The 21726-nt window shown below is 69.4% G+C and carries 21 protein-coding genes and 1 tRNA gene; 6 read left to right on the top strand and 16 right to left on the bottom strand.

Going from position 1 to position 21726, the window contains the following annotated elements:
- Window positions 1-60: 60 nt before the first annotated feature.
- From H1Q64_RS19890 to hisG, 15 genes are all read right to left on the bottom strand, one after another.
- Window positions 61-846 (bottom strand): galactosyltransferase-related protein, encoded by a 786-nt coding sequence (locus tag H1Q64_RS19890; protein ID WP_237905290.1) that lies wholly within the window; start codon window positions 844-846, stop codon window positions 61-63.
- Window positions 843-3329, bottom strand: coding sequence for a tetratricopeptide repeat protein (locus tag H1Q64_RS19895; RefSeq protein WP_237905291.1), 2487 nt, complete (start codon window positions 3327-3329; stop codon window positions 843-845). Before H1Q64_RS19895 ends, H1Q64_RS19890 begins: the two co-directional genes overlap by 4 nt.
- Before the next feature lie 8 nt (window positions 3330-3337).
- On the bottom strand, window positions 3338-3958 hold the full coding sequence (locus H1Q64_RS19900) for a hypothetical protein (protein WP_237905292.1): 621 nt from the start codon (window positions 3956-3958) through the stop codon (window positions 3338-3340).
- A 121-nt stretch (window positions 3959-4079) separates the two neighbouring features.
- Complete coding sequence (locus H1Q64_RS19905) at window positions 4080-5057, bottom strand: glycosyltransferase family 10 domain-containing protein (RefSeq protein ID WP_237905293.1); 978 nt, start codon at window positions 5055-5057, stop codon at window positions 4080-4082.
- Window positions 5058-5223: 166 nt separating this feature from the next.
- Window positions 5224-5299: transfer RNA gene (locus tag H1Q64_RS19910), tRNA-Phe, on the bottom strand.
- A gap of 98 nt (window positions 5300-5397) precedes the next feature.
- On the bottom strand, window positions 5398-5583 hold the full coding sequence (gene yacG, locus H1Q64_RS19915) for a DNA gyrase inhibitor YacG (RefSeq protein ID WP_040134539.1): 186 nt from the start codon (window positions 5581-5583) through the stop codon (window positions 5398-5400).
- A 3-nt stretch (window positions 5584-5586) separates the two neighbouring features.
- Entirely contained in the window at window positions 5587-6843 is a 1257-nt protein-coding gene (locus H1Q64_RS19920; protein WP_237905294.1) for a ribonuclease E/G, read from the bottom strand.
- The gene (locus tag H1Q64_RS19925; protein ID WP_237905295.1) at window positions 6840-7445 is read right to left on the bottom strand and encodes a Maf family protein; all 606 of its coding nucleotides are present in this window, start codon (window positions 7443-7445) and stop codon (window positions 6840-6842) included. The genes H1Q64_RS19920 and H1Q64_RS19925 overlap by 4 nt, the downstream gene beginning before the upstream one ends.
- Window positions 7446-7501: 56 nt before the next feature.
- Complete coding sequence (gene infA / locus H1Q64_RS19930; RefSeq protein ID WP_014198195.1) at window positions 7502-7720, bottom strand: translation initiation factor IF-1; 219 nt, start codon at window positions 7718-7720, stop codon at window positions 7502-7504.
- Between the two features lie 142 nt (window positions 7721-7862).
- The gene (locus H1Q64_RS19935; RefSeq protein WP_237905296.1) at window positions 7863-8942 is read right to left on the bottom strand and encodes a lytic transglycosylase domain-containing protein; all 1080 of its coding nucleotides are present in this window, start codon (window positions 8940-8942) and stop codon (window positions 7863-7865) included.
- Between the two features lie 110 nt (window positions 8943-9052).
- A complete protein-coding gene (locus tag H1Q64_RS19940; RefSeq protein WP_237905297.1) occupies window positions 9053-11356 on the bottom strand; it encodes a hybrid sensor histidine kinase/response regulator in 2304 nt (767 codons plus the stop codon).
- Between the two features lie 135 nt (window positions 11357-11491).
- A complete protein-coding gene (locus H1Q64_RS19945; protein WP_237905298.1) occupies window positions 11492-11953 on the bottom strand; it encodes a low molecular weight phosphatase family protein in 462 nt (153 codons plus the stop codon).
- A gap of 16 nt (window positions 11954-11969) precedes the next feature.
- Window positions 11970-12452 carry a UPF0262 family protein gene (locus H1Q64_RS19950; protein ID WP_237905299.1) on the bottom strand — a complete coding sequence of 161 codons (483 nt, stop codon included), beginning with the start codon at window positions 12450-12452 and terminating at the stop codon, window positions 11970-11972.
- The gene (hisD, locus tag H1Q64_RS19955; RefSeq protein ID WP_237905300.1) at window positions 12449-13756 is read right to left on the bottom strand and encodes a histidinol dehydrogenase; all 1308 of its coding nucleotides are present in this window, start codon (window positions 13754-13756) and stop codon (window positions 12449-12451) included. The genes H1Q64_RS19950 and hisD overlap by 4 nt, the downstream gene beginning before the upstream one ends.
- Window positions 13740-14408 carry an ATP phosphoribosyltransferase gene (hisG, locus tag H1Q64_RS19960; RefSeq protein WP_237906472.1) on the bottom strand — a complete coding sequence of 223 codons (669 nt, stop codon included), beginning with the start codon at window positions 14406-14408 and terminating at the stop codon, window positions 13740-13742. The genes hisD and hisG overlap by 17 nt, the downstream gene beginning before the upstream one ends.
- Window positions 14409-15024: 616 nt before the next feature.
- On the opposite strand from hisG, the gene H1Q64_RS19965 reads away from it, so the two are divergent.
- The 6 genes from H1Q64_RS19965 (at window position 15025) to H1Q64_RS19990 (ending at window position 20323) form a co-directional block, all read left to right on the top strand.
- Window positions 15025-15225, top strand: coding sequence for a hypothetical protein (locus tag H1Q64_RS19965; RefSeq protein ID WP_237905301.1), 201 nt, complete (start codon window positions 15025-15027; stop codon window positions 15223-15225).
- 73 nt (window positions 15226-15298) lie between these two features.
- Complete coding sequence (locus H1Q64_RS19970) at window positions 15299-16078, top strand: MetQ/NlpA family ABC transporter substrate-binding protein (RefSeq protein WP_014198187.1); 780 nt, start codon at window positions 15299-15301, stop codon at window positions 16076-16078.
- Window positions 16079-16146: 68 nt separating this feature from the next.
- The gene (locus H1Q64_RS19975) at window positions 16147-17817 is read left to right on the top strand and encodes an acyl-CoA synthetase (protein WP_237905302.1); all 1671 of its coding nucleotides are present in this window, start codon (window positions 16147-16149) and stop codon (window positions 17815-17817) included.
- Window positions 17814-18878, top strand: coding sequence for a methionine ABC transporter ATP-binding protein (locus H1Q64_RS19980; RefSeq protein WP_237905303.1), 1065 nt, complete (start codon window positions 17814-17816; stop codon window positions 18876-18878). The genes H1Q64_RS19975 and H1Q64_RS19980 overlap by 4 nt, the downstream gene beginning before the upstream one ends.
- On the top strand, window positions 18844-19512 hold the full coding sequence (locus H1Q64_RS19985; protein WP_104675398.1) for a methionine ABC transporter permease: 669 nt from the start codon (window positions 18844-18846) through the stop codon (window positions 19510-19512). Before H1Q64_RS19980 ends, H1Q64_RS19985 begins: the two co-directional genes overlap by 35 nt.
- Before the next feature lie 10 nt (window positions 19513-19522).
- Window positions 19523-20323 carry a MetQ/NlpA family ABC transporter substrate-binding protein gene (locus H1Q64_RS19990; RefSeq protein ID WP_051140568.1) on the top strand — a complete coding sequence of 267 codons (801 nt, stop codon included), beginning with the start codon at window positions 19523-19525 and terminating at the stop codon, window positions 20321-20323.
- A 57-nt stretch (window positions 20324-20380) separates the two neighbouring features.
- Here H1Q64_RS19990 and H1Q64_RS19995 read toward each other — a convergent pair whose 3' ends face one another.
- Complete coding sequence (locus H1Q64_RS19995) at window positions 20381-21673, bottom strand: pentapeptide repeat-containing protein (RefSeq protein ID WP_237905304.1); 1293 nt, start codon at window positions 21671-21673, stop codon at window positions 20381-20383.
- Window positions 21674-21726 lie beyond the last annotated feature (53 nt).

Genomic DNA, 21726 nt, shown 5'->3' on the forward strand with positions numbered 1-21726 from the left:
CGCATTGGAACGCGCCGGTGTCTTCCCGCAGATGCGCGGGTGTCCCGAAAGGTAACAGGTTCAGCGCGCCTTGAAGGCCGCCAGCTGGCCGGGCAGCGGCGCCATGGTCAGGCGGACGCGCACGATCTCCCACCGTCCAGCAGCGCCGGGATCGACGCCGTCGCAGGGGCGGCGGTCGAGGATGTCGAAGGTCAGGCTGGACAGCCCGTCCTGCTCCGGGATCGTGCCGCCCGCCCAGTTCGCCTGGAACACCCGCTTGTTGACCCGCGAGATGGGCGAGGCCGAAGCGTCGGGGTTGAAGCCCTCGTTGTCGTGGTCCAGCGGCTCGAACCGGCCGGGCCGCCGCGCGGTCGGGATGCGGCGGGAGCGGATGCGCAGCGACAGGTCGAAATCCTCATAGCCCCAGCCCCAATAGGCGTTGGAATAGCCGTCGATCCGCCGGAACACGTCGTTGGGCATCAGCAGGACGCCGCCCATCGTGCTCTCCAGGTCGGTGGTCACCGTCTGGTCCGAGCGCCCCGGCGCCACCGGCCGCTGCTCCGCCCCGAAGGACAGGATGGGGGTCGGCCGGTCGACCCAGGAGTAATCGGCGTCGACGGGCAGATAGTCGATGTCGTGCAGGCAGGTATAGCCGCTCTCCGCCTCGCCCAGCAGGAAGCCGACATTCTTGACGGCGCCCCGGTTGAAGGGCAGCCCGGCCTCCTGCTCGACGATGGTGACTCGGTAGTCGATCGGTTCGGCGAGCGTTGCGAAGTAAGCGCCGACCCGCGGCACGAAGTCCCGCAGATGCGCCGTGCGGTCGCGGTAGGGCACGACGATGTGAAGGCGCCGGTCCATAGTCGTCATCGCGGGTCTCCTGCCGGTGCGAAGCGTTGCCAGATCGCCCGATAGGCGTCCTCCAGATCACGGGCGAAGCGGTCGCCGTCGAACAGCGGGCTGGCCACCCGCGCCGCCGTCAGCCGTGCCCTCAGCCCGACCAGCCGCTCCGGATCGCAGGCGAGGCCCAGGGCCAGCGCCTCGTAGGACTCCAGCGAGTCGGTCACCAGCTCTGGCAGCCCCACCGTGTCGAGCAGGCTGGCCGCCACCCGCCCGGCGAAGGTCCCGCCGCGGCAGGTCACCACCGGAAGCCCGGTCCAAAGCGCGTCGCTGGCCGTGGTGTGGGCGTTGTAGGGCAGCGTGTCGAGGAACAGGTCGGCCAGCCGGTGCCGCGCCAGATGCTCCGCCAGCGGGCGCGGCGGGGCGAAGACCAGGCGCTCCGGCGCCACCCCGCGGGCCGCCGCCTCGCGCCGCAGGTTGCCGGCCACCAGCGGGTTGCCGGCGTAGAGCCACAGGACGCTCCCCGGCACGGCGCGCAGCAGCCGCGCCCAGACGTCGAACACAGCGAGCGTCAGCTTGTAGGGGCTGTTGAAGCAGCAGAAGACGAATCCGTCCTCCGGCAACCCGCAATCGGCGCGCGACGGGGTGCGCTCGGCGATGGCGCGGTGGCGGTCATTGGGCTGGTAGCAATGGGGGAGCCGCACCACCGCCTCGCTGTAGAACGCCTCCTCGCCCGGCGGGATGGTCACCGCGTCGGCCAGGATCACGTCGATGAAGTCCGCACCTATGGTGCCGGGATAGCCGAGCCAATTGACCTGAACCGGGGCGGGCCGAGCCGCCAGGATCGGTGTGCGGGCGAAGGCCGTGTAGCCCTTCAGGTCAACCAGGATGTCGATGCCGTCGGCGGCGATGGTTTGCGCGGCGTCGCGGTCGGAGCGGTCGCGCAGGTCCACGAAGCGCTCGACCGCCGCGGTCAGGCGCCGGCGCATCGGGCTGCCGTCGTCGATGCCGGTGGAATAGGCGGTGACGGCGAAGCGCGTGCGGTCGTGCCGCTCCAGAAGTTCCGCCATCAGATAGGCGGTGGCGTGCTCGTGGAAGTCGGCGGAGAGGTAGCCGACGCGCAGGCGACCGTCTCCGGCAACGACGGGCCGCGCCACGGCCGGCACGCCATGCGCCTTCTGCCGCGCCCAGCGCTCCGCCGCCGCCCGCTGGTCTGCCGGGGTCGTGTCCACCGCCAGGAGACCGAAGGGCGGCACGCCCAGCGCCCCGGCGCGGATCCGCCCGATCAGGTCGCGCTCCAGCGCCGGCAGGTCGCGCCAGTCGCAGGCGTGCCGCTGCTGCTGCACCAGCTGCGCCAGCGCCGGGTTGTAGGCGGGAGAGAGCCGGCGGACGCGGCGGAGGGCCTCGATGGACGGCGCGACCCGGTCGGCCAGAGTCGCGGCGGCGGCGAAATCCTCCCACCCCGCCGGGTCGCCGGGGTCGAGGGCCACCGCCCGGCGCAGCGCGTCGAGCCCGGCGTCCGGCCGCAAGGCGCCGGTCAGCGTCTGCCCGAGAATCCGCCACGCCGCGGCATGCTCAGGATGCCGCCCGATCGCACCGCGCAGCAGCGCCAGGGCGCCGGCCATGTCGTGCAAGCCAAGCAGTTCCATCGCCAGATCGACGGCCGCCGTGGGGGAGTCGGGCCGAAGGCTGAGCACGGCTTGGTACTCCGCCACCGCCTCCTCCCGCCGGCCGGCGGCGGACAGCGCGTTGGCGAGGTTGCGGCGCAACGCGGGATCGTCCGGCGCCAGCCGCACCGCCACCGCGTTCACCCGCACAGCCTCGCCCCAACGGCCGGCCGCATGGGCGGCGTTGCCCAGCAGCATCCAACCGTGCCGGTCCGCCGGGTTCAGCGCCGCCATGCGCCGGCCGACCCGCGACGCCTCGTCCCGGCGCCCGGCGGCCAGGACGAGAACGCCGAGATTGTTGAGGGACACCGCGTGTTCCGGGTTGCGCGACAGAGCCGCGCGGTAGGCGGTTTCGGCCTCGCCGGTCCGGCCCAGAGCGTCCAGCGCGACCGCCAGATTCTTCCAGGTGCCGGCGTCCTCCGGCCGACGACGCAGGGCCTCGCGGTAGGCCGCCTCCGCCGCTTCGGGTCGGTTCTGATCCTGAAGCGCCACGCCCAGATTGTTCCACACCTCGCCCAGCCCAGGGCAGGAGGCCAGAACGGCGCGGTAGTGCGGCTCGGCCTCCGCCGGGCGGCCCTGGGCGTGAAGGGACAGCGCCACCCCGTAATGGGCGTCCAGAGAGTCGGGCGCCAGCTTCAGCGCCGCGGCGTAGACCGCCCCCGCCGGCCCCCATTGCGACAGCCCCGCCAGCAGGCCGCCGAAATCCAGATAGATGTCCACGTCCTTGCGCATCGCGAGCGCCTGCTGGAACAGCGCCACGGCCTCGCGGACGCGGCCCTCGCGCTGGGCGGCGACGGCCTGCCGGTGCAGCGCGGCGGCCCGTTCGGCGGTCTCGGGATGGTCCATGCGCCCTCTCAATCCCGCTGGCGCGTGTGCAGCAGGATGCGCGGGATCTCCGGCGGGCGGCGGTCGTCGCCCCATTGCGAGATGTCGGGGATCGTGCTCACCCCGCGGCGGCGGGCCAGCAGGCTGAGAATGCTCTGGTCGTGGCGGTGGTCGCGGAATTCCGGGTAGTTCGGCTTGCCGCACTCGTTCGGCGCGTCGGTGAGGATGCGCTCGTCCTGGGCGAAACGCAGCCATTCGGAGACGAAGGCGATGGTCTCCGGAGTCCGCTCGCAGACGATGAAGCTCGCCAGGATCTGGGTGGCGTCGGTGTAGTCGGGGCGGTCCAGCCGCATGAAATGAAAGCAGTCGCGCTTGGTCCAGCCGCGGTTCTTGAATTTGTCCTCCAGCGTGAACAGCAGGATGGGCAGGTCGCGCCGCTCCCGGCAGAGGTCGATCACCGGGTCGGCGCGGTGCACGAAATGGGCGCCGCTGTCGCAGTAGAACAGCACGTCGCCGTCCTTCAGATGGTCGCGCAGCAGGGTCCAGATGGCCCAGGGCTTCCACAGCCAAAAACCCGCCCCGCGCGGTTGGTCGAGGATGAAGCGGTTGCGCTCGACGAAGGCCGGGTCGATGTGGCTTCGCCCCAGCATCGCGACGGAGTCGAAACCGCCGACCTACATCCCGCTGCGGGCGTTGCGCTTCTGCGCCGCCAGGAAGGCCCCGTCCGCGTAATTCAGCAAAACCCGCGCCATCGCTTCCCCTCTCCGACCGTCACAGCCGGCTTTCGATCCAGTCGGCGAGGCGGTAGGCGTCGAAATGAAACTCCTCCGTCCCCAGGAAGGGCGCCACGGTGCGGTGGGCGCAATAGGCGTCGTAATCACCGTCCACCGCCAGGATGTGCTCCACCGCCTCCTCGTCCGTGGCGAAGCGCGACACGTCGATGAAGCTGCCGGCCGCCACCTCCTGCTCCAGGTCGGGATCGCCCCAATAGAGCGGCACCGCCCCGGCCTGGAAGACGTCCAAAATCTTCTCCGTCAGATAGCCGGGGTGGCTGGTGTTCTCGAAGGCGAAGGCGAAGCGGTAGCGTTCGAAGACGCGGATCTTGGCCAGCCAGCCCATCTTGACGACGCTGCCGGTGTTGTTCAGGTGCCAGCCCACCGAATCGACGCGCCGCCGCCCGTCCAGCGCCGGGAAGAAGCGGTTGCGGCGCTCCCCGTTCGGGTTCTTGTAGAGGAAGGCGCAGAAGCCGCGCTCCGCGAAGGCCGCCCGCGTCGGCGGCACCGGCGGCAGGACCGGCGAGCAGAAATGCGGCACCGCCCCCTCCCGCATGTGCTCGTAGGCGTGCATGACGTAGAGCGGCAGGCGGTAATGGCGCGGGTCGTCGAGGCGGTCGAAGGACACCGCCATGTCGAAGCCATCCAGCGGCGGACGGACGTTCTCCCCGGTGAAGAACAGGGTGCGCCGGCTGCGCGCCGCGCGGTGCCGCCCGCCGAAGACCGACACGATGGCGAGGTCGCTGTCGTCCTCGACCACCGACAGGTCGAAGCGGCTGGACAGGATCTCGATGAAGAAATTCGTGCCCGTGTCGAACTCCGGCCAGAAGTCGTGGAAGGCCAGCTTCAGCCGGGGCCGACCGCCGCGCCGCCCGCGGTACGGGCCATGCAGCAGGAAACGGTCGAGCCGCTCCGGATCGCCGCCGGGCTTCGCCAGGAAGTCCTCAAGAAACGCGCTGGTCCGCTGATCGAGCATCCCGCCATCCGTGCCGGATCGTTGCGAGACGCACGATACGGTCGCCGCAACGCGAACGCCACCCCTTCCGCGCGCCGGCGGGGCCGAGTGACGCGGCGCGGACAACAAAAAACGCCCCGCGGATGACGGAGCGTTCGAAACACCACAACCCCACGAAGGGAAGAAGTGGTGCCCAGGGACGGAGTCGAACCGCCGACACGGGGATTTTCAGTCCCCTGCTCTACCAACTGAGCTACCTGGGCACCGACGCCGCGGTGGAGACCGCGGCGCGTCGAGGCGCGCTTTGTAGGCAAATTCACCGGGCCTGTCCAGCCCTAAAATGCAGAAATCCGCCGCCCCGTCACTCCCGCTCGTCGGCCTCCTCGGCGTCCGGGCGGTCGGGGCTTTCGATGCGGTAGACGCCGCCCAGCCAGCGCGACAAATCCACGTCGGCGCAGCGCTTGGAGCAGAAGGGCTTGGTCTCCTCCACCGCCGGGCGGCCGCAGATCGGGCAGGCTTTTTCAACAGGCTTTTGGTTGTCGTTCATCGCTCAATCCTCCGCCGCGCCGGTGCGGTTGGAGTTCAGGCGGACGGTTCCCAGCAGTTCGGCCAGGGCCGTGCCGCGCCGGGCGCGGGTCATCTCCACCAGACCCAGCTTGGACAGACCATAGACCTGGGTCTGCGCCGGGTCGTCCTCCACCGCGCGGGACAGGGCGTTCAGCAGCCGTTCGGCGTCGCCCCGGTTGCGCATGTTGACGAAATCGACGACGACGATCCCCCCGGCGTTGCGCAGGCGCAGTTGCCGGGCGATCTCCACCGCCGCCTCCAGATTGACGTCCAGCGGGTTGCCGCGTTCCCCCGCGTTGACGTCCACAACGGTCATCGCCTCGGTTCGCTCGATGACCAGCGACCCGCCGCCGGACAGCGGCACCCGCGTACCGAGCAGTGTGTCAATCTCAGCGTCGAGATCCCGCAGGTCAAAGAGGCGCTGCCGGCTATCGGACGGCGCGGCCAGGAGCCGGGCGTTGAACGGCTCCACCCGCTCCTCCAGGTCCGGCGCGCGGTCGGCGCACCAGTCGGCGAGGTCGCGGGCCAGAGCCGCGTCGTCCACGATGATTCGCGACGGAACGCTCGCCCCATGCTCGATCAGGGCACGGCGCGGCGCGTCGGGGCCGGTCAGCAGCAATGAGGGTCCGCCGCCCCGCTCCGCCGCGTCGCGGATCGACCGCCACGCCAGATGCAGCGCGTCCGACTCCGCGGCCAGAAGCCCGTCCGGTGCCGTAGCGGCGCCCGCCCGGACGATCCAGCCGGCGCCGGGAGCGATGTCCTGGATGCGGCGGGCCAGCTCGGTGCGCTCCGGCCCGCTGCCCAGCCGCTTCGACACCGCCACGTCGCGCCCCAGCGGCGCGTGCACCAGGAAACGGCCCGGCAGGGTGATGTCCATGGTCAGGGACGGCCCCTTGGACCCGGTGGCGTCGGCCTTCACCTGCACCAGCACGGTCTGGCCGGTGCGCAGCAGGTTGCCGATCCGCTCGCCCTTGGCCTTGGGACGCCCCTTCGGCCCGCGGGCGTCCAGTGCGGAGAGCAGGCCCGACTTGCCGGTGCCGAGATCGACGAAGGCGCCGTCCAGCCCCGTCGCGATGCGCTCCACCCGGCCGAGGAACACATGGCCCAGCAGGGACGGACGCTCGGCATGGTCGATGTAAAGGTCGGTCAGCCGGCCGCCGGTCAGCACGGCGGCCCGCGTCAGTGGACCGTCGCGGTCGATGAGGATGTCCGATCCGGTACCGCCCGCCGGGCCGCTCACGGCAGCGGGAACCCCGCGCCGCGCAGCAGCGCTGCCACCTCGAACAGGGGCAGCCCGACCACGTTGCTGTAGGAGCCGCCGATCCAGCGGACATGGGCCGCCGCCCGCCCCTGGATGGCATAGCCGCCGGCCTTGCCCTGCCATTCGCCGCAGGCGATGTAGGACTCGGTCTCCTCGTGGGACAGCGACTTGAAGGTCACGTCGGTGCGCACCAGCCGATCCGACCGGCGCACCGTTTCCCCCTCCCCCGCGGGCGACAGCAGCACGACCCCGCCGAACACCCGGTGACGCCGCCCGGACAGCAGGCCGAGGCAGGCGCGCGCCTGCTTCTCCTCCTCCGCTTTGGGCAGGATGCGGCGGCCGCAGGCGACCACCGTGTCGGCGGCCAGCACGAAGGCGCCGGGATGGCGCGCGGCCACGGCGGCGGCCTTCTCGCCGGCCAGACGCAGCGCGTGCTGGGGCGGAAGCTCCCGCGGCAGGGGCGATTCGTCGATGTCTGCGGGGTCGACCGCGTCGGGCACCACGCCGATCTGGCGCAACAGGTCGAGCCGGCGGGGCGAGGCGGACGCCAGCACGAGCCGGTGGGTGGTTTCGGTGCTCATAACGCGGGGAGGATGGCCGACGGTGGAAACCGGTTCAACGCGGGAAACCGGTTCAATCACTTGAACCGGAACGTGATCCGGCCCTTGGTCAGGTCGTAGGGCGTCATCTCGACGTTGACGCGGTCACCGGCCAGCACGCGGATGCGGTTCTTGCGCATCTTGCCGGAGGTGTGCGCCAGCACTTCATGCTCGTTGTCGAGCTTCACACGGAACATCGCGTTCGGCAGCAGCTCGACGACGGTTCCGGAGAACTCGATCAGATCTTCCTTAGCCATAGCCCCTTAAGTCCGTAACAGTTTCGAGGCAATAACTGACCTCCCGAAGCCGCCCGGTCAAGGGGGATTCCACCGGGGGCGGTGAGCCTCCGGCGTGGGGGTTGGCCAAAGCCTTCCAGATGGGACGGAAACAGCCGGCGGTTCAGCCGAGCGGGTCTCCGTCGCCGTTTTCATACTCCCCCGCGCCGCCCGCGTCCATGCCCGCGGTGCCGCCAAGGGCCGCCGACTGGAAAGAACTGAGCGGCGAGGGGCCGCCATCGAGCCGCAAGCGGGGTTCCGCGGCCTGCGCGATGCGCTCGAACATCTCCTTCTGGTCGGTGTCCATGCGCCGCGTCAGCCGCGCGACGGTCTCCGACGCGGTGAGTTCCCGGCCCGTGGCGCGGTCGTAGAACAGGCCCCGGTTGCTCCGCGCCGCCGCGGGCAGGAGTTCCGCGGCGGCCGCCCTGGGGGTCGACTCGGCGGCGCGGATCAGCTTGGCCGCCCCGCCCACGCCCAGCACATAGGCGATGCGGCTCTCGGTTTCCGACACCGGGCGCTTCAGCCGCTCCTCCAGCCGGTCGCGGCCCTCGGACAGGTAGCGCGCGGCCATGCCGGCGGAGAGGTCGACGTCGTGGCGCAGCGCCAGGATCTGGCGGCGCACCGCCGGGTCCTTGACCGAGGGGATGCCGTTGCGGCTTTGGATCGCGCTCGCCAGTTCTCCCTGGCCGTAGGCGGAGCCATGGCGGCGGAACAGGTCGAGCCAAGTGCGCTCCAGGAACTGGAACGGTCCGGCGGCGGAGCTGGAGCGGTTGCGGGCCGCCGGGTCCAGTCCGCTTTCCTGGGTCGCCTGGGCGAGAATGGCGGTGAAGCTGTGGCCCGACAGGCCGGCGACCTGCTGGGCCGCCAGAACCACCTGCCCGGCGGCGGGGCTGTTCGCCAGGGCGGCGCCGATCACCGTCGATTGGGTGCCTGACGCAGCAGCAGCCATCGCGGCGACCTCGGGCTTGCGGGCGGGAAACGGCACGCGGGTCCCGTCGGCAAGTTGGATCGGCGCCTCCGGCTTCGTCGCCGGCAGAGGCGGTGCCTTCTGTCCGTTGGTCAATCGCCCGCGGGGAACCGGCTGGGCATCCGCCAGCGCGCTTTGAAACGACCCGCCCGACGCGGCGCCCGTGGAGGACGGCGGCGCGGGAACATCCGGCTTGCGCTCGGGAATCGGGACGAGTGGAGGCAGCGCGACCTTCATGGAACACCGGAACCGTCAGACCGGAACCGCCCTCGCGGAACCCTTCGCCGCAGCTTTAGCACAAAGGCCTTAATTTTTCTTAATCATTGGCCGGGATCGGCGCGATGGATTCAATCGCCCGGCGTGTCGGCCAAGCGGATGGGGCCGACATCGACCGCCGTCCGCCGCCCCTCGCCGTTCCAATGGTCGACGGCGGCCAGAAGCCGGTTTTTCTCCAAGGGCTTGGCCAGATGATCGTCCATCCCGGCCTGTCGGCAGCGCTCCACCTCCACGGCCAGCACACCCGCCGACAGGGCCAGGATCGGGATGCGGCCCAGCACGCCGGGAAGCGCCCGGATGCGCCGCGTCGCCTCCAGCCCATCCATCACCGGCATCTGAACGTCCATGAGGACGAGGTCGTACACGCGCTCCTGCACCGCGGTCACGGCGGCGGCGCCGTCGGGCACCGCGTCCACATGGTGACCGGCCCGGGTCAGCATGGCGATCACGAGATCGCGGTTCATCGCCAGATCCTCGGCCAGCAGGATGCGCGCACCGCGGCTCGACGGCTGGTGGTTCAGCGCGCCGCCGTCTTGGTCGTCCCGTTCCGGGGCGCTGGCGGGTTGCAGCGGCAGGCTGAACCAGAAGGTGCTGCCGACGCCGGGGCGGCTTTCCACGCCGATCTCGCCGCCCATCAGCTCGACCAGACGGTGGCAGATGGCCAGCCCCAGGCCGGTGCCGCCGCGCCCGCGGTCCAACTGGCTGAAGCGCTGGAACAGTTCGCGCTGGCGGTCTTCGGGCACGCCGATGCCGGTGTCGCTGACGGTGAAGGTGTAGCGGCGCGGGCCGGCCTCGTCCCCCATGGCCTTGACGGTCAGGCGGACGCTGCCCGTGTCGGTGAACTTCACCGCGTTCCCGAGCAGGTTCAGCAGGATCTGGCGCACCCGGTCGGGATCGCCCAGCACGTAGCCGCGCGCTGCCGCGGAGACGGAGGTGTGCATCTCCAGCCCCTTCTGCTCGGCGGCCAGCCGCACGATGGCCTGGCAGCGGTCGGCCAGATCGTCCAGCCGGAACGGCACACGGACCAGATCGAGCTTGCCCGCCTCCAGCTTCGACAGGTCCAGCACGTCGTTGATGACGGTCAGCAGGGACCGCCCGGCCTCCCGCACCTGGGAGGCGTAGCGCCGCTGCTCCGCGGTCAGCGGCGTTTCCAGGAGCATGTCGGCGAATCCGATCACGCCGTTCATCGGCGTCCGGATCTCGTGGCTCATGGTCGCCAGGAAATCCTCCTTGGCGCGGCTGCCGGCGCGGGCCTCCTCCATGGCGGCGCGCAGTTCCTGCTCGCGCCGCTTCAGCCGGCCCGACATGTCGTTGAAGGCGTTGGCCACCAGCCGAATCTCGTCGGGCGCGCCGTGGGCCTCCACCACGGTCCCGACGTCGCCGGCCCCGATCCGGGTCGCCGCTTGGCTGAGAACGCGCATCCAGCGCAGGACCGAGGCGTGGAGCAGCGACCAGAGCGCGGCCACGCTGAACAGCCCGGCGATACCGAGCAGGACCAGCCCGCGCAGCAGGTCACGCTGGGCGTCCGCCACGATCGGCCCGGTCGGCATGCCCACGGCAAAGACGGTATCGGTTTCCGGAGAATGGCGGAAAGCCCAGATGCGGGTGCGCCCGTCAGCGCTTTCGCTTTCGAACACGCCGCTGCCCTCGGTCAGCATGCGCTTGATGTATGGGAAATCCATCAGACTGCGCCCGACCCAGCCTTCCGGATCGGGCTGGCGGGCGATCAGCACCCCGCGGCGGTCGAGCACCAGAATGCGCGCGTCGTCCTGCTTCGTCACCTTCACCAGATCGGTCAACCAAGCGAGGTCGATCGCCACCCCGAGAACCCGCTCGACCTCACCATTCACCAGCACCGGCTGCACCGCCAGGATCAGCGGCTTCCCCGACCGCTTGCCGATCACCACCTCGCTCAGCACGAAGGATTTGGTGTCCAGCGCCCGCTGGAAATACTCGCGCTCGCGCAGGCTCATCCCGGAGCCGGGGCCGGTCGTGTCGCAGATGAGGAGGCCGTTCGGGTCGGTCACCCACACGCCGGTCGTCCAGCGGTGCTGCCGCGGCATCGGCGCCAGCGTGGCGACGCAGGCGTCGGTGTCCCTGTGGTCGGCGTCGCGGACCGCCGGCACCAAGGCCAGAACGCTCAGCAGGTTCCGCGCCTCGCCGATCAGGTCGCGCTGCCGCTCCACCCCGTCCTCGGTCAGGTGCCGCGCCAGTTCCTGGGCGCTGCTCAGGCGCTGGTCGAGCTGCTGGTCGAAAAAGTACAGCGCCCCGGCCAACGGCAGAGCCAGGGACGCCAGCACGACGCCCATCAGACGCAGACGGAGACTCCGCAGACCGGTGGCACGAAACAGGCGGGACGGCAAACCGGCGAGCATCAGGCGGAGAACCTCTCAAGGGTCTCTAGAGACTAGGTGGAGGGGCACACGTCGTTCGATGACCCATCTCAATAGCACCTCAACCCATCCTTGAAAAAGGACTTCACATAATCCCGCCGTCAAACCGGCGGATGGTCACACCATCGGGCCGCGGGACAACGGAAACCGTTCCTTGATCCTGCCCAGCAACCCGTCGCGGACCTTGCGGTAGGCCTCCAGCATGGCCTCGCGGTTGCCGTCCACCAGGGTCGGGTCGAAGGTGTTCCAGAACTCCACGTCGCACGCCATGGTGCGGGTCATCTCGATGGCTCGGTGCTGCGCCTCCGGCGACAGTGACACGATCAGGTCGAAATTCGTGTCCTCCAGATCCTCGAAGCTGCGGCAGCGGTGGCGGGACAGGTCGATGCCCATCTCCTCCATCACCGCCACGGCGAAGGGATCGACCTCGTCCCCCTCGCGCACGCCGACCGAGTCGACATAGACGCGCGTGCCATGGAAATGCCGCATGATCGCCGCCGCCATCGGCGAGCGGATCATGTTGTAGGTGCAGGCGAACAACACGCTCGTCACGGGGAGCGGTTGCAGCACCGGGGCCATGCGCCGCCCGACCCCGTCAGCCGCGGATGTGGAGGACGCAGATCAGCGTGAACAGCCGACGCGCCGTCTGGAGATCCATTTCGACCTTGCCCGCCAGCCGTTCGCGCAGCATCTCCGATCCTTCGTTGTGCAGGCCGCGGCGCCCCATGTCGATCGCCTCGATCTGTGAGGGCGTGGAGCGCTTGATCGCCTGATAGTAGCTTTCACAGATCAGGAAATAGTCCCGGACGACGGACCGGAAGCCGGTCACCGGCAGGGTGATCCTGTCCAGCGCGCTGTCGTCGTCGCGCCGCACGTCGAAGACCAGCCGGTTGTCCTCGATCGACAGATGCAGGTGGTAGGGGCCGCAATCGGCGTGGTCGCAGGGAAAGAACTCGTTGTCTTCGAGCAGGTCGAAGATGGCAACCGCGCGCTCGTGCTCCACCTCCGGCTTGCGCCGGATCACCGTCTTCTCGTCGAGCGTCACGTGGACGATGCGGCGGTTGCCCTTCGTGCTCACCCCTGACCTCCCCCCGGCAGGCGCAGCGCCACCGACAGCGCGTGCGCGTCCAGACCCTCCGACCGGGCCAGCGTCACCGCCGCCGGGCCGATCGCCTTCACGCTGTCCGCATCGCAGGCGACGAAGGTCGTCCGCTTCATGAAATCCAGCACGTTCAGGCCGGACGAGAAGCGCGCGGAGCGCGCCGTCGGCAGGACGTGGTTCGGGCCGGCCACGTAATCGCCGATGGCCTCGGGCGTGTAGCGGCCGAGGAAGATGGCCCCGGCGTTGCGCACCTTCGCGGCCAGCGCGTCGGGGTCCTCCACCGCCAGTTCCAGATGCTCCGGCGCCAGCCGGTCGATCAGGGCCGGCGACTCGGCCAGCAGGTCGCGCACCACAATGATGGCGCCGTGCTCCCGCCAGCTCTCCCCGGCGATGGCGGCGCGGGGCAGCGTCTCCAGATGCCGGTCCACCGCCGCCGCCACCGCATCGGCGAAAGCCGGGTCGTCGGTGATGAGGATCGACTGGGCCGAGGTGTCGTGCTCCGCCTGGGACAGCAGATCCATGGCGATCCAGGCCGGGTCGTTCCGGTTGTCGGCGACCACCAGGATCTCCGACGGGCCGGCGATGCTGTCGATGCCCACGGTGCCGTAGACCAGCCGCTTGGCGGCGGCGACGAAGGCGTTGCCGGGGCCGACGATCTTGTCCACCGGCGCGATGGTCTCCGTGCCGTAGGCCAGCGCGGCCACGGCCTGGGCGCCGCCGATGCGGTAGATCTCGGTGATGCCGCAGCGCTTGGCGGCGGCCAGGACCAGCGGGTTGATCGCCCCGTCCGGGGTCGGCACCACCATGACGATGCGCTCCACCCCGGCGACCTTGGCCGGCAGCGCGTTCATCAGGACGGAGCTGGGGTAGGACGCCGTGCCGCCCGGCACGTAGAGGCCGGCGGCCCCGACCGCCGTCCAGCGGGCGCCCAGCCGCACGCCCTGGGCGTCGCGGTAATCGGTCACCTCCGGCACCTGGAGGCGGTGGAAGCTCTCGATGCGCTCCGCCGCGGTGTCGAGCGCGCGCAGCAGGTCGTCGCCGCATTTCCCGACCGCCGCGTCGACCTCCTCCTGGGAGATGCGCAGGGTGGCGGGGGTCAGCGTCTGGCGGTCCCAGCGGGCGGTGTAGTCGATCAGCGCCGCGTCGCCGCGCTTGCGCACGTCGTCGATGACGCCGGCGACCAGGGCCTGCACGTCCTCGCTGGTCTCGCGCTTGGCATGGAGGAGCCCCTCGAAGCCCTTGGCGAAGCGGGGGTCCTGGGCATCAAGCCTGACGGGCATTCACAGCCTCCCGGAAGCGGGCGATCCAGCCGGAGATTTCCTCGGGCCGCGTCTTGAAGGCGGCCCGGTTGACGATGAGGCGGGAGGTGACGTCGGCGATGTGCTCGATCTCCACCAGACCGTTCGCCTTCAGCGTCGAGCCGGTGGACACCAGATCGACGATGCGGCGGCACAGGCCGAGGGTCGGGGCAAGTTCCATCGCGCCGTTCAGTTTCACGCACTCCGCCTGCACCCCGCGCGCCGCGAAATGCTTCCTGGTGACCTCCGGGTATTTGGTCGCGACGCGCACGTGGCTCCAACGCGACGGATCGTCGCTCTCCCCCAACTCGACCGGTTCGGCGACCGACAGGCGGCACTTTCCGATGCCGAGGTCGAGCGGCGCGTAAATTTCCGGATAGTCGAATTCCATCAGCACGTCGTTGCCGGCCACGCCCAGATGGGCGGCGCCGAAGGCGACGAAGGTCGCCACGTCGAAGGACCGGACGCGGATGATGCTGAGATTCGGGATGTTGGTCGCAAAGCGCAGGAGCCGGCTGTCCGCGTCGTCGAACGCCGCTTCCGGCTCGATGCCGGCGTGGGCGAGCAACGGGCGCAGCTCCTTCAGGATGCGTCCCTTGGGCAGGGCCAGAACCAGCGGCTGACTGGCCGACACGTTCGACGACGCATCGGCCGGCGTGCTGGGCGCCGGCGCGCCAAGAGCACGGGTATCGGCGGGCAAAGAACTCTCCTCGGGCTGAACCGCTGCCCGGATATACCACATTCCGCGCCGCCGTCACGGTCTTAGGAGGCGTAGTGCGGCGCAGGGCGGCTTTGTCGGGCGCGGAAATCGGGAACTCCATCCATCGGGGCGGGGCACCCCTTCCCTATCTCCCTCCCAAAAATATTGAACCTATAATTTTTGTTATACGCGTCATTTCACATATTATTCTTCATTTTTCTCCTTGACCGAATGCCCATCGACATTGTAGATAAATCCCCGGACGCCCAAGGGGGGCGCCCCGCGGCAATTTGATCGCCAGCTTGCGCCGCGTCACCAAACGCTAAAGCGCCACGATGCCGGTCGTGGAACTCTGACAGGAGTGACCGGAATGACCATGATGACCCTCCTCTCCCCCGCCGATCGGACCGGCACCGCGATGGGCCTGTGTTGCCGAATGCGCAACGCCTCGTGTCGCCGCTGACCCCAGCGCGCCAAGCCATCCAGTCCAGCATCCGATCCGCATGAGTCCCGCACGCCGCAGCGCCGCGGGCCGAGGGAGAACGCCGTCATGAGCACCTCCAACGCCTACGCCATCGAAGTTCAGGGCCGGTCCGCCGGCATCGTCGTCGCCGGCCAGGGCGGCTTCACCTTCTTCGTGTCCGATTGGTCCTTCAAGGACCTGGACCGCAAGACCTTCCGCAACGTCGGACAGGCCGAGCGCGCCGCCCATCTGCTGGCGGCCCGGCGCAACGGTGTGCGGCGGCGCTGATCGCACGCCCGCATTTTACATCTTCTCTTCGCTCGACCATGCCATTCCACACCGCGCACAAAGGACTCGTTCCGTGAAAGCCTTTCTGACGTCCATTGTCACCGCCGCCCTGCTCACCGTCTCCACCGGCGCCGGCGCCGCGGCCCTGAAGCTCGGCGTGTCCGCCGGCCCCTATGGCGAGATCCTGGAATACACGGCGAAGATCGCCGCCAAGGAGGGCCTGAAGGCGGAGGTGATCGAATTCACCGACTGGAACATGCCCAACGCCGCCCTCCAGTCCGGCGACATCGACGCCAACAACTTCCAGCACCAGCCCTTCCTGGACAACCAGATCAAGCAGCGCGGCTACGACATCGTACCGGTCGCCAAGAGCATCGTCGTGCCCATGGGCATCTACGCGAAGAAGGTCCAGTCGCTGGCCGACCTGAAGGAAGGGGCCAGCGTCTCCATTCCCAACGACCCGACCAACGGCGCCCGCGCGCTGTTCCTGCTGGCCAAGGCCGGGGTGATCGGGCTGAAGGACGGGGCGGGCCTGAACACCTCCATCGCCGACATCGCGTCCAACCCGAAGAAGATCAAGCTGGTGGAGTTGGACGCGGCCCAGCTTCCGCGCTCGCTGGACGACGTTGACGCCTCGGTCATCACGCTGAACTACGCGGTCCTGGCCGGGCTGACCCCCAAGACCGCCCTGGTTCTGGAGGACGACCAGTCGAAATGGCACCTCGTCTGGGCCGTCCGCAAGGACCGCGCCGAGGACCCGGCGATCAAGCGCTTCATCGAGCTGTACCGCTCCGCCGAGGTGCGCGACTTCATCAACACGCGCTTCAACGGCACCATCATCCCGACCTGGTGATTGCCCTCTGTCCATCCCCTCTCCCCGCCTGAAGGGGAGAGGGGCCTTTCTTTTCAGGAAGCTCCATCATGACCGGCCCGTTCAGCCGCACCGCCTCGATCTTCGACCGCGGCCTCGCCCCCGACCCCGCGAACCACGTCCCGCTCAGCCCGCTCAGCTTCCTGAAACGCGCCGCGAAGGTCTATCCGGACAAGCCGGCCATCCGCCACGGCCGCCGGACCATCACCTACGCCCAGTTCCTCGACCGGGTACGGCGCTTCGCCGGGGCGCTGCTGCAGGCCGGGGTGAGGCGCGGCGACACGGTGTCGGTGCTGGCGCCCAACGTCCCGGCGCTGCTGGAGGCCCATTACGCGGTGCCGCTGGCCGGCGCGGTCCTGAACGCGCTGAACACGCGGCTGGACGCCGCGGCCATCGCCTTCATCCTGGAGCACAGCGAGACGAAGCTCCTGATCGTCGACCGCGAACTGTCGCCGGTCGCCAATGCGGCGCTCGCCCGGACAGAGCGCCCCGTCACGGTGGTGGAGATCGCCGACGAGCAGGCTCCCGACGCCCCATCCCTCGGCGCGGTGGAGTATGAGGACTTCCTCGCCGCCGCCGACCCCGCCCCCTGGCGCGGGCCGGACGACGAGTGGCAGGCCATCGCGCTGAACTACACCAGCGGCACCACCGGCAACCCCAAGGGCGTCGTCTATCACCACCGCGGCGCCTATCTGAACGCGCTGGGCAACGCCTTCACCCTGAACGTCCGGCCCGAGAGCGTCTTCCTGTGGACGCTGCCGATGTTCCACTGCAACGGCTGGACCTACAGCTGGGCGGTCACCGCCGCGGGCGGCACCCATGTCTGTCTGCGCCGGGTGGAGCCGGCGGCAATCTTCAACGCCATCGCGGAGCTGGGCGTCACCCATCTATGCGGCGCGCCGATCGTGCTGAACATGCTGATCCACGCCCCGGCAACGGTGCGGCGGCCCGCCCCCCGCCGCGTCGTCGTGGGCACCGGCGGCGCCGCTCCGCCGTCCGCCGTGCTCGCCGGCATGGCGGCGCTGGGCTTCGACGTGGTGCACATGTACGGGCTGACCGAATGCTACGGCCCGGCCACCGTCTGCGCCCCGCAGGACGGCTGGGAGCATCTCGACGCCGACGGGCTGGCGCTGCAATTCGCGCGGCAGGGGGTGAACCACGTCGCGGTGGAGGACGCCACCGTACTCGACCGCGAGACCGGCCAGCCGATCCCCGCCGACGCCCAGACCATCGGCGAGATCGCGCTGCGCGGCAACACGGTGATGAAGGGCTATCTGAAGAACCCCGCGGCGACGAAGGAGGCGCTGAAGGACGGCTGGTTCCGCACCGGGGACCTGGGCGTGCTGCATCCCGACGGCTATATCGAGGTGAAGGACCGCAGCAAGGACATCATCATATCCGGCGGCGAGAACATCTCGTCCCTGGAGGTGGAGGAAGCGTTGTACCGGCACCCCGCCGTTCTGGAGGCCGCCGTGGTCGCCCGCCCCGACGACCGTTGGGGCGAGAGCCCCTGCGCCTTCGTCACGGTGAAGCCCGGCGCGGAGCGCCCCTCTGAGTCCGACATAATTCAATGGTGCCGCGACCGCATTGCGCACTACAAGGTGCCCCGCACCGTCGTGTTCAGCGATCTGCCGAAGACATCGACCGGTAAAATCCAGAAGACCGTCCTGCGCGACGCCGCCCGCGATCTGGGCGCACGTCGGGAGGCCAAGAGCGTATGATAACCTTCGAACAGCTTCAGAAAACCTATCCGTCCCGCGGCACCGGGCAGCCGGTCCAGGCGCTCGCCGACATCGACCTGACCATCGGGCGCGGCGAGATCTACGGCATCATCGGCCGTTCGGGCGCCGGCAAATCCACGCTGCTGCGCACCGTGAACCTGCTGGAGAAGCCGACGTCGGGCCGCGTGCTGGTGGACGGGGTGGACGTCACCGCCCTGTCGCCGCGCGAACTTCGCGAGGCGCGGCACAGCATCGGCATGATCTTCCAGCACTTCAACCTGCTGTCCTCGCGCACGGTGTTCGACAACGTCGCCCTGCCGCTGGAACTGGCCGGGGTGGCGAAGGCACAGATCCGCGCGACGGTGGAACCGCTGCTCGACCTCGTCGGCCTCACCGACAAGCGCGACCGTTACCCGGCGGAGCTGTCGGGCGGGCAGAAGCAGCGTGTCGGCATCGCCCGCGCGCTGGCCAGCAAGCCCAAGGTGCTGCTGTCGGACGAGGCGACCTCCGCCCTCGATCCGGAGACGACGACCCAGATCCTCCATCTGCTGGCCGACATCAACAAGCGGCTGGGGCTGACCATCGTCCTGATCACCCACGAAATCGCCGTCATCAAGGAAATCTGCCACAAGGTGGCGGTGATGGAGAACGGGCGGATCATCGAGCAGGGGCCGGTTTTCGACATCTTCGCGCACCCGAAGCACGAGACGACGAAGACCTTCGTCGATCCGGTGATCAACCGCGGCATCCCGGACAGTCTGCGCGCCCGCCTGTCGGCCACGCCGGTTCCGGGGTCGAACATGGTGCTGCGCATCACCTTCACGGGTGAGCGCGCGACCTCCCCGGTGATCAGCGCAATCAGCCGCAAGCTGAACCTGGACCTGAACATCTGGCACGGCCAGATCGACGAGATCCAGGGCGCGCCCTTCGGAACGCTGGTGGTGGAGGCCATCGGCAACCCGCAGTCCATCGAGGCGGCCATCAGCCTCCTGAACGTCAACAAGCTCGGTGTCGAGGTGCTCGGTCATGCTGTCCCCGGAAATCTACGCGCTGCTGTTTAAGGCGCTTCTCGACACGCTCTACATGGTGGCGGTGTCGGGCCTTCTGGGCACGGCGCTGGGCCTTCCGCTGGGCGTGCTCCTGGCCGTCACCGGCCGGGGGGAGCTGCTGCAGAACCTCGCCTTCAACCGGGTCGCCGGCGTGCTGGTGAACATGACGCGCTCCACCCCCTTCATCATCCTGGTGGTGGCGATCATCCCCTTCACCCGCCTGATCGCCGGCACCTCCATCGGCACCGCCGCGGCCATCGTGCCGCTGACGGTCGCCGCCGTGCCCTTCATCGCCCGCATCGTCGAGGGCGCGGTGCGCGAGGTCGACCGCGGCCTGATCGAGGCGGCGCAATCCATGGGCGCCACGCCCTTCCAGATCATCCGCAAGGTCCTGCTGCCGGAGGCGATGCCCGCCATCGCGCTGGGCCTCACCCTGTCGGTGGTCAGCCTGATCGGCTATTCGGCCATGGTCGGCGCCGTCGGCGGCGGCGGGCTGGGCGACCTCGGCATCCGCTACGGTTACCAGCGCTTCCTGCCGGAGGTGATGCTGGCCGTGGTCATCGTGCTGATCGTGCTGGTGCAGATCGTTCAATCGACGGGCGACTGGATCGCCCGCCGCGTCAACAAACGCAACCTGAAGTCCTGAGGAGTTGGAGATGTTCCGTACCCGTGTGCTCGGCGCGGCCTTTGGTCTGGTGGCCGGCATCGCGACCCTGGCGACCGCCGTCGGCGCGTCGGCCGAAGCCCTGAAGATCGGCGTCACCCCCGGCCCGCACGGCCAGATCCTGGAGAAGGTGAAGCCGCTGGCCGCCAAGGAGGGCCTCGACCTGACGGTGCTGGAGTTCTCCGACTACGTCATCCCGAACCAGGCGCTGTCGCAGGGCGACCTCAACGCCAACTCCTTCCAGCACCAGCCCTACCTGGACAACCAGGTGAAGGACCGCGGCTATGAGCTGGTCAGCGTCGCCAAGACGGTGATCTTCCCGATGGGCGTCTACTCGAAGAAGGTGAAGAGCCTGGACGAGCTGCCCGACGGCGCCAAGGTCTCCATCCCCAATGACCCGACCAACGGCGGCCGCGCCCTGCTGCTGCTCCAGGCCAAGGGGCTGCTGAAGGTGAAGGAGAGCGCCGGCCTGAAGGCGTCGCCGCTCGACATCTCCGAGAACCCGAAGAAGCTGCAGATCCTGGAACTGGACGCCGCCCAGCTTCCGCGTTCGCTGGACGACGTGACCGTGGCGGTCATCAACACCAACTTCGCCATGGAATCCGGCCTGGACCCGAACAAGGACGCCATCGCCCGCGAGGCCAGCGAGAGCCCCTACGCCAACGTCATCGCCGTCCGCAAGGTCGACCAGGACAAGCCGTGGGTCGCCACGCTGGTGAAGGTCTACCAGAGCGACGAGGTGAAGCAGTTCATCCTCGACCGCTTCAAGGGTGCGGTGGTTCCGGCCTGGTAATCGCCGCCGGCTCCGCAAGAAAGGCCCTTCCTCCCGCCGGAGGAAGGGCCTTTTTCCTTAAAGCTTGAGCCCCGCCACACCGTCGAGAATCGCCCCATCGGAGAGGGCGCGACGCTCCAGCTTCGCCCCGAACATGCGGGCGTTGGTCAGGTCCGTCTTCGTCAGGTCGCAACCGGACAGGTTGGCGAAGGATAGATCGGCCCCCGCGAAATTCACCTCGCGCAGGCAGGCGCCGCGCAGGTCGGCGTAGCGCAGCCGCGCGCCCGACAGGTCGGAAGCCATCGACCGCCTCTCGTCGAAATAGAGCGGGCGCAGATTGGCCTTGCGCAGGTCGGCGTTGTTCAGCTTGGCGAGGCGCAGGTTCACGCCGCGCAGGTCGCCGTTGATCAGTTTGGCCAGACGCAGATCGCCCTTCTCCAGCACCGCGGCCTGAAGCTGCACGCTGGTCAGGTCCAGCCCGTACAGGGTCGCCCCGACCGCCCGCAGCATGGTCAGGCAGGTGTGGGCCAGCGACGGGGCGTGCCGCAGGTCGAAGCCCGAGAGGTCGAGCGCCGTTCCCTCCGCCCCGCTCGACCCGACCCAGCGGATGTGCTCGTGCAGAAGCTCGTCCAGCGGGCGCCCGAGTTCGGCGACGACGCGGCCGACCGGATCGTCGGTCAGGGCGTCCTCCATGTCGGCGTCGGCCAGTTCCGTCATGACCATGGTGGCACCGGTCAGCACCGCGCCGCGCAGGCAGGCGCCGCGCAGGTCGGCCCCGGACAGGTCCGCCCCTTCCAGGTTCGATCCGGTGAAATTGGCCCCGCGCATGGTGGCGCGGACCAGCTTGCACCCACGCATCAGCGCGTCGGTGAAGTCGGTGTGGATCGCCATGGCCCCGGATAGCCGGGCGTTGGTCAGATTGGCGCCGGACAGGTCGGCCCCCGACGCCTCGGTCGGCCGGTCCTCCACTTGGATGATGCGCAGGCTGCCGTCGCGGTCCTTTTCCGCCAGCGAGCCGTCGCGCAGGTCGGCCTCGAACAGGTTGGCCCCGATCAGGATGGCCCCGCGCAGGCAGGCGCCGCGCAGGTCCGCCTTGATGAGGCTCGCGTTCTCCAGGTTGGCCAACCGCAGGTCGGTGGCGAACATCGACGCGCAGTCCAGCCGCGCCCCGGCCAGATTGGCGCCGCGCAGGCTGGCCCCGACGAAATCGGCGTGGGCAAGGTCACGCCCGGTGAGGTCCAGCCCGTTCAGGTCGAAAAAGGACAGCGTCGCCCGCGCCCCGCCGATGCGGGCGTTCCTGAACATCTCGTGCCGGCGCACCACCGCGTCGAGCTGGACCTGATCCAGACGGGTGAGAGGACGCTGCTGCATGGCCGTGTTCGCCTCCGATCACGGTTTCAGAGTACCCTTCGCGGCCTTCACGA

Origin of the sequence: Azospirillum brasilense (assembly GCF_022023855.1) — a bacterium.
Classification (GTDB): Bacteria; Pseudomonadota; Alphaproteobacteria; order Azospirillales; family Azospirillaceae; genus Azospirillum; species Azospirillum brasilense_F.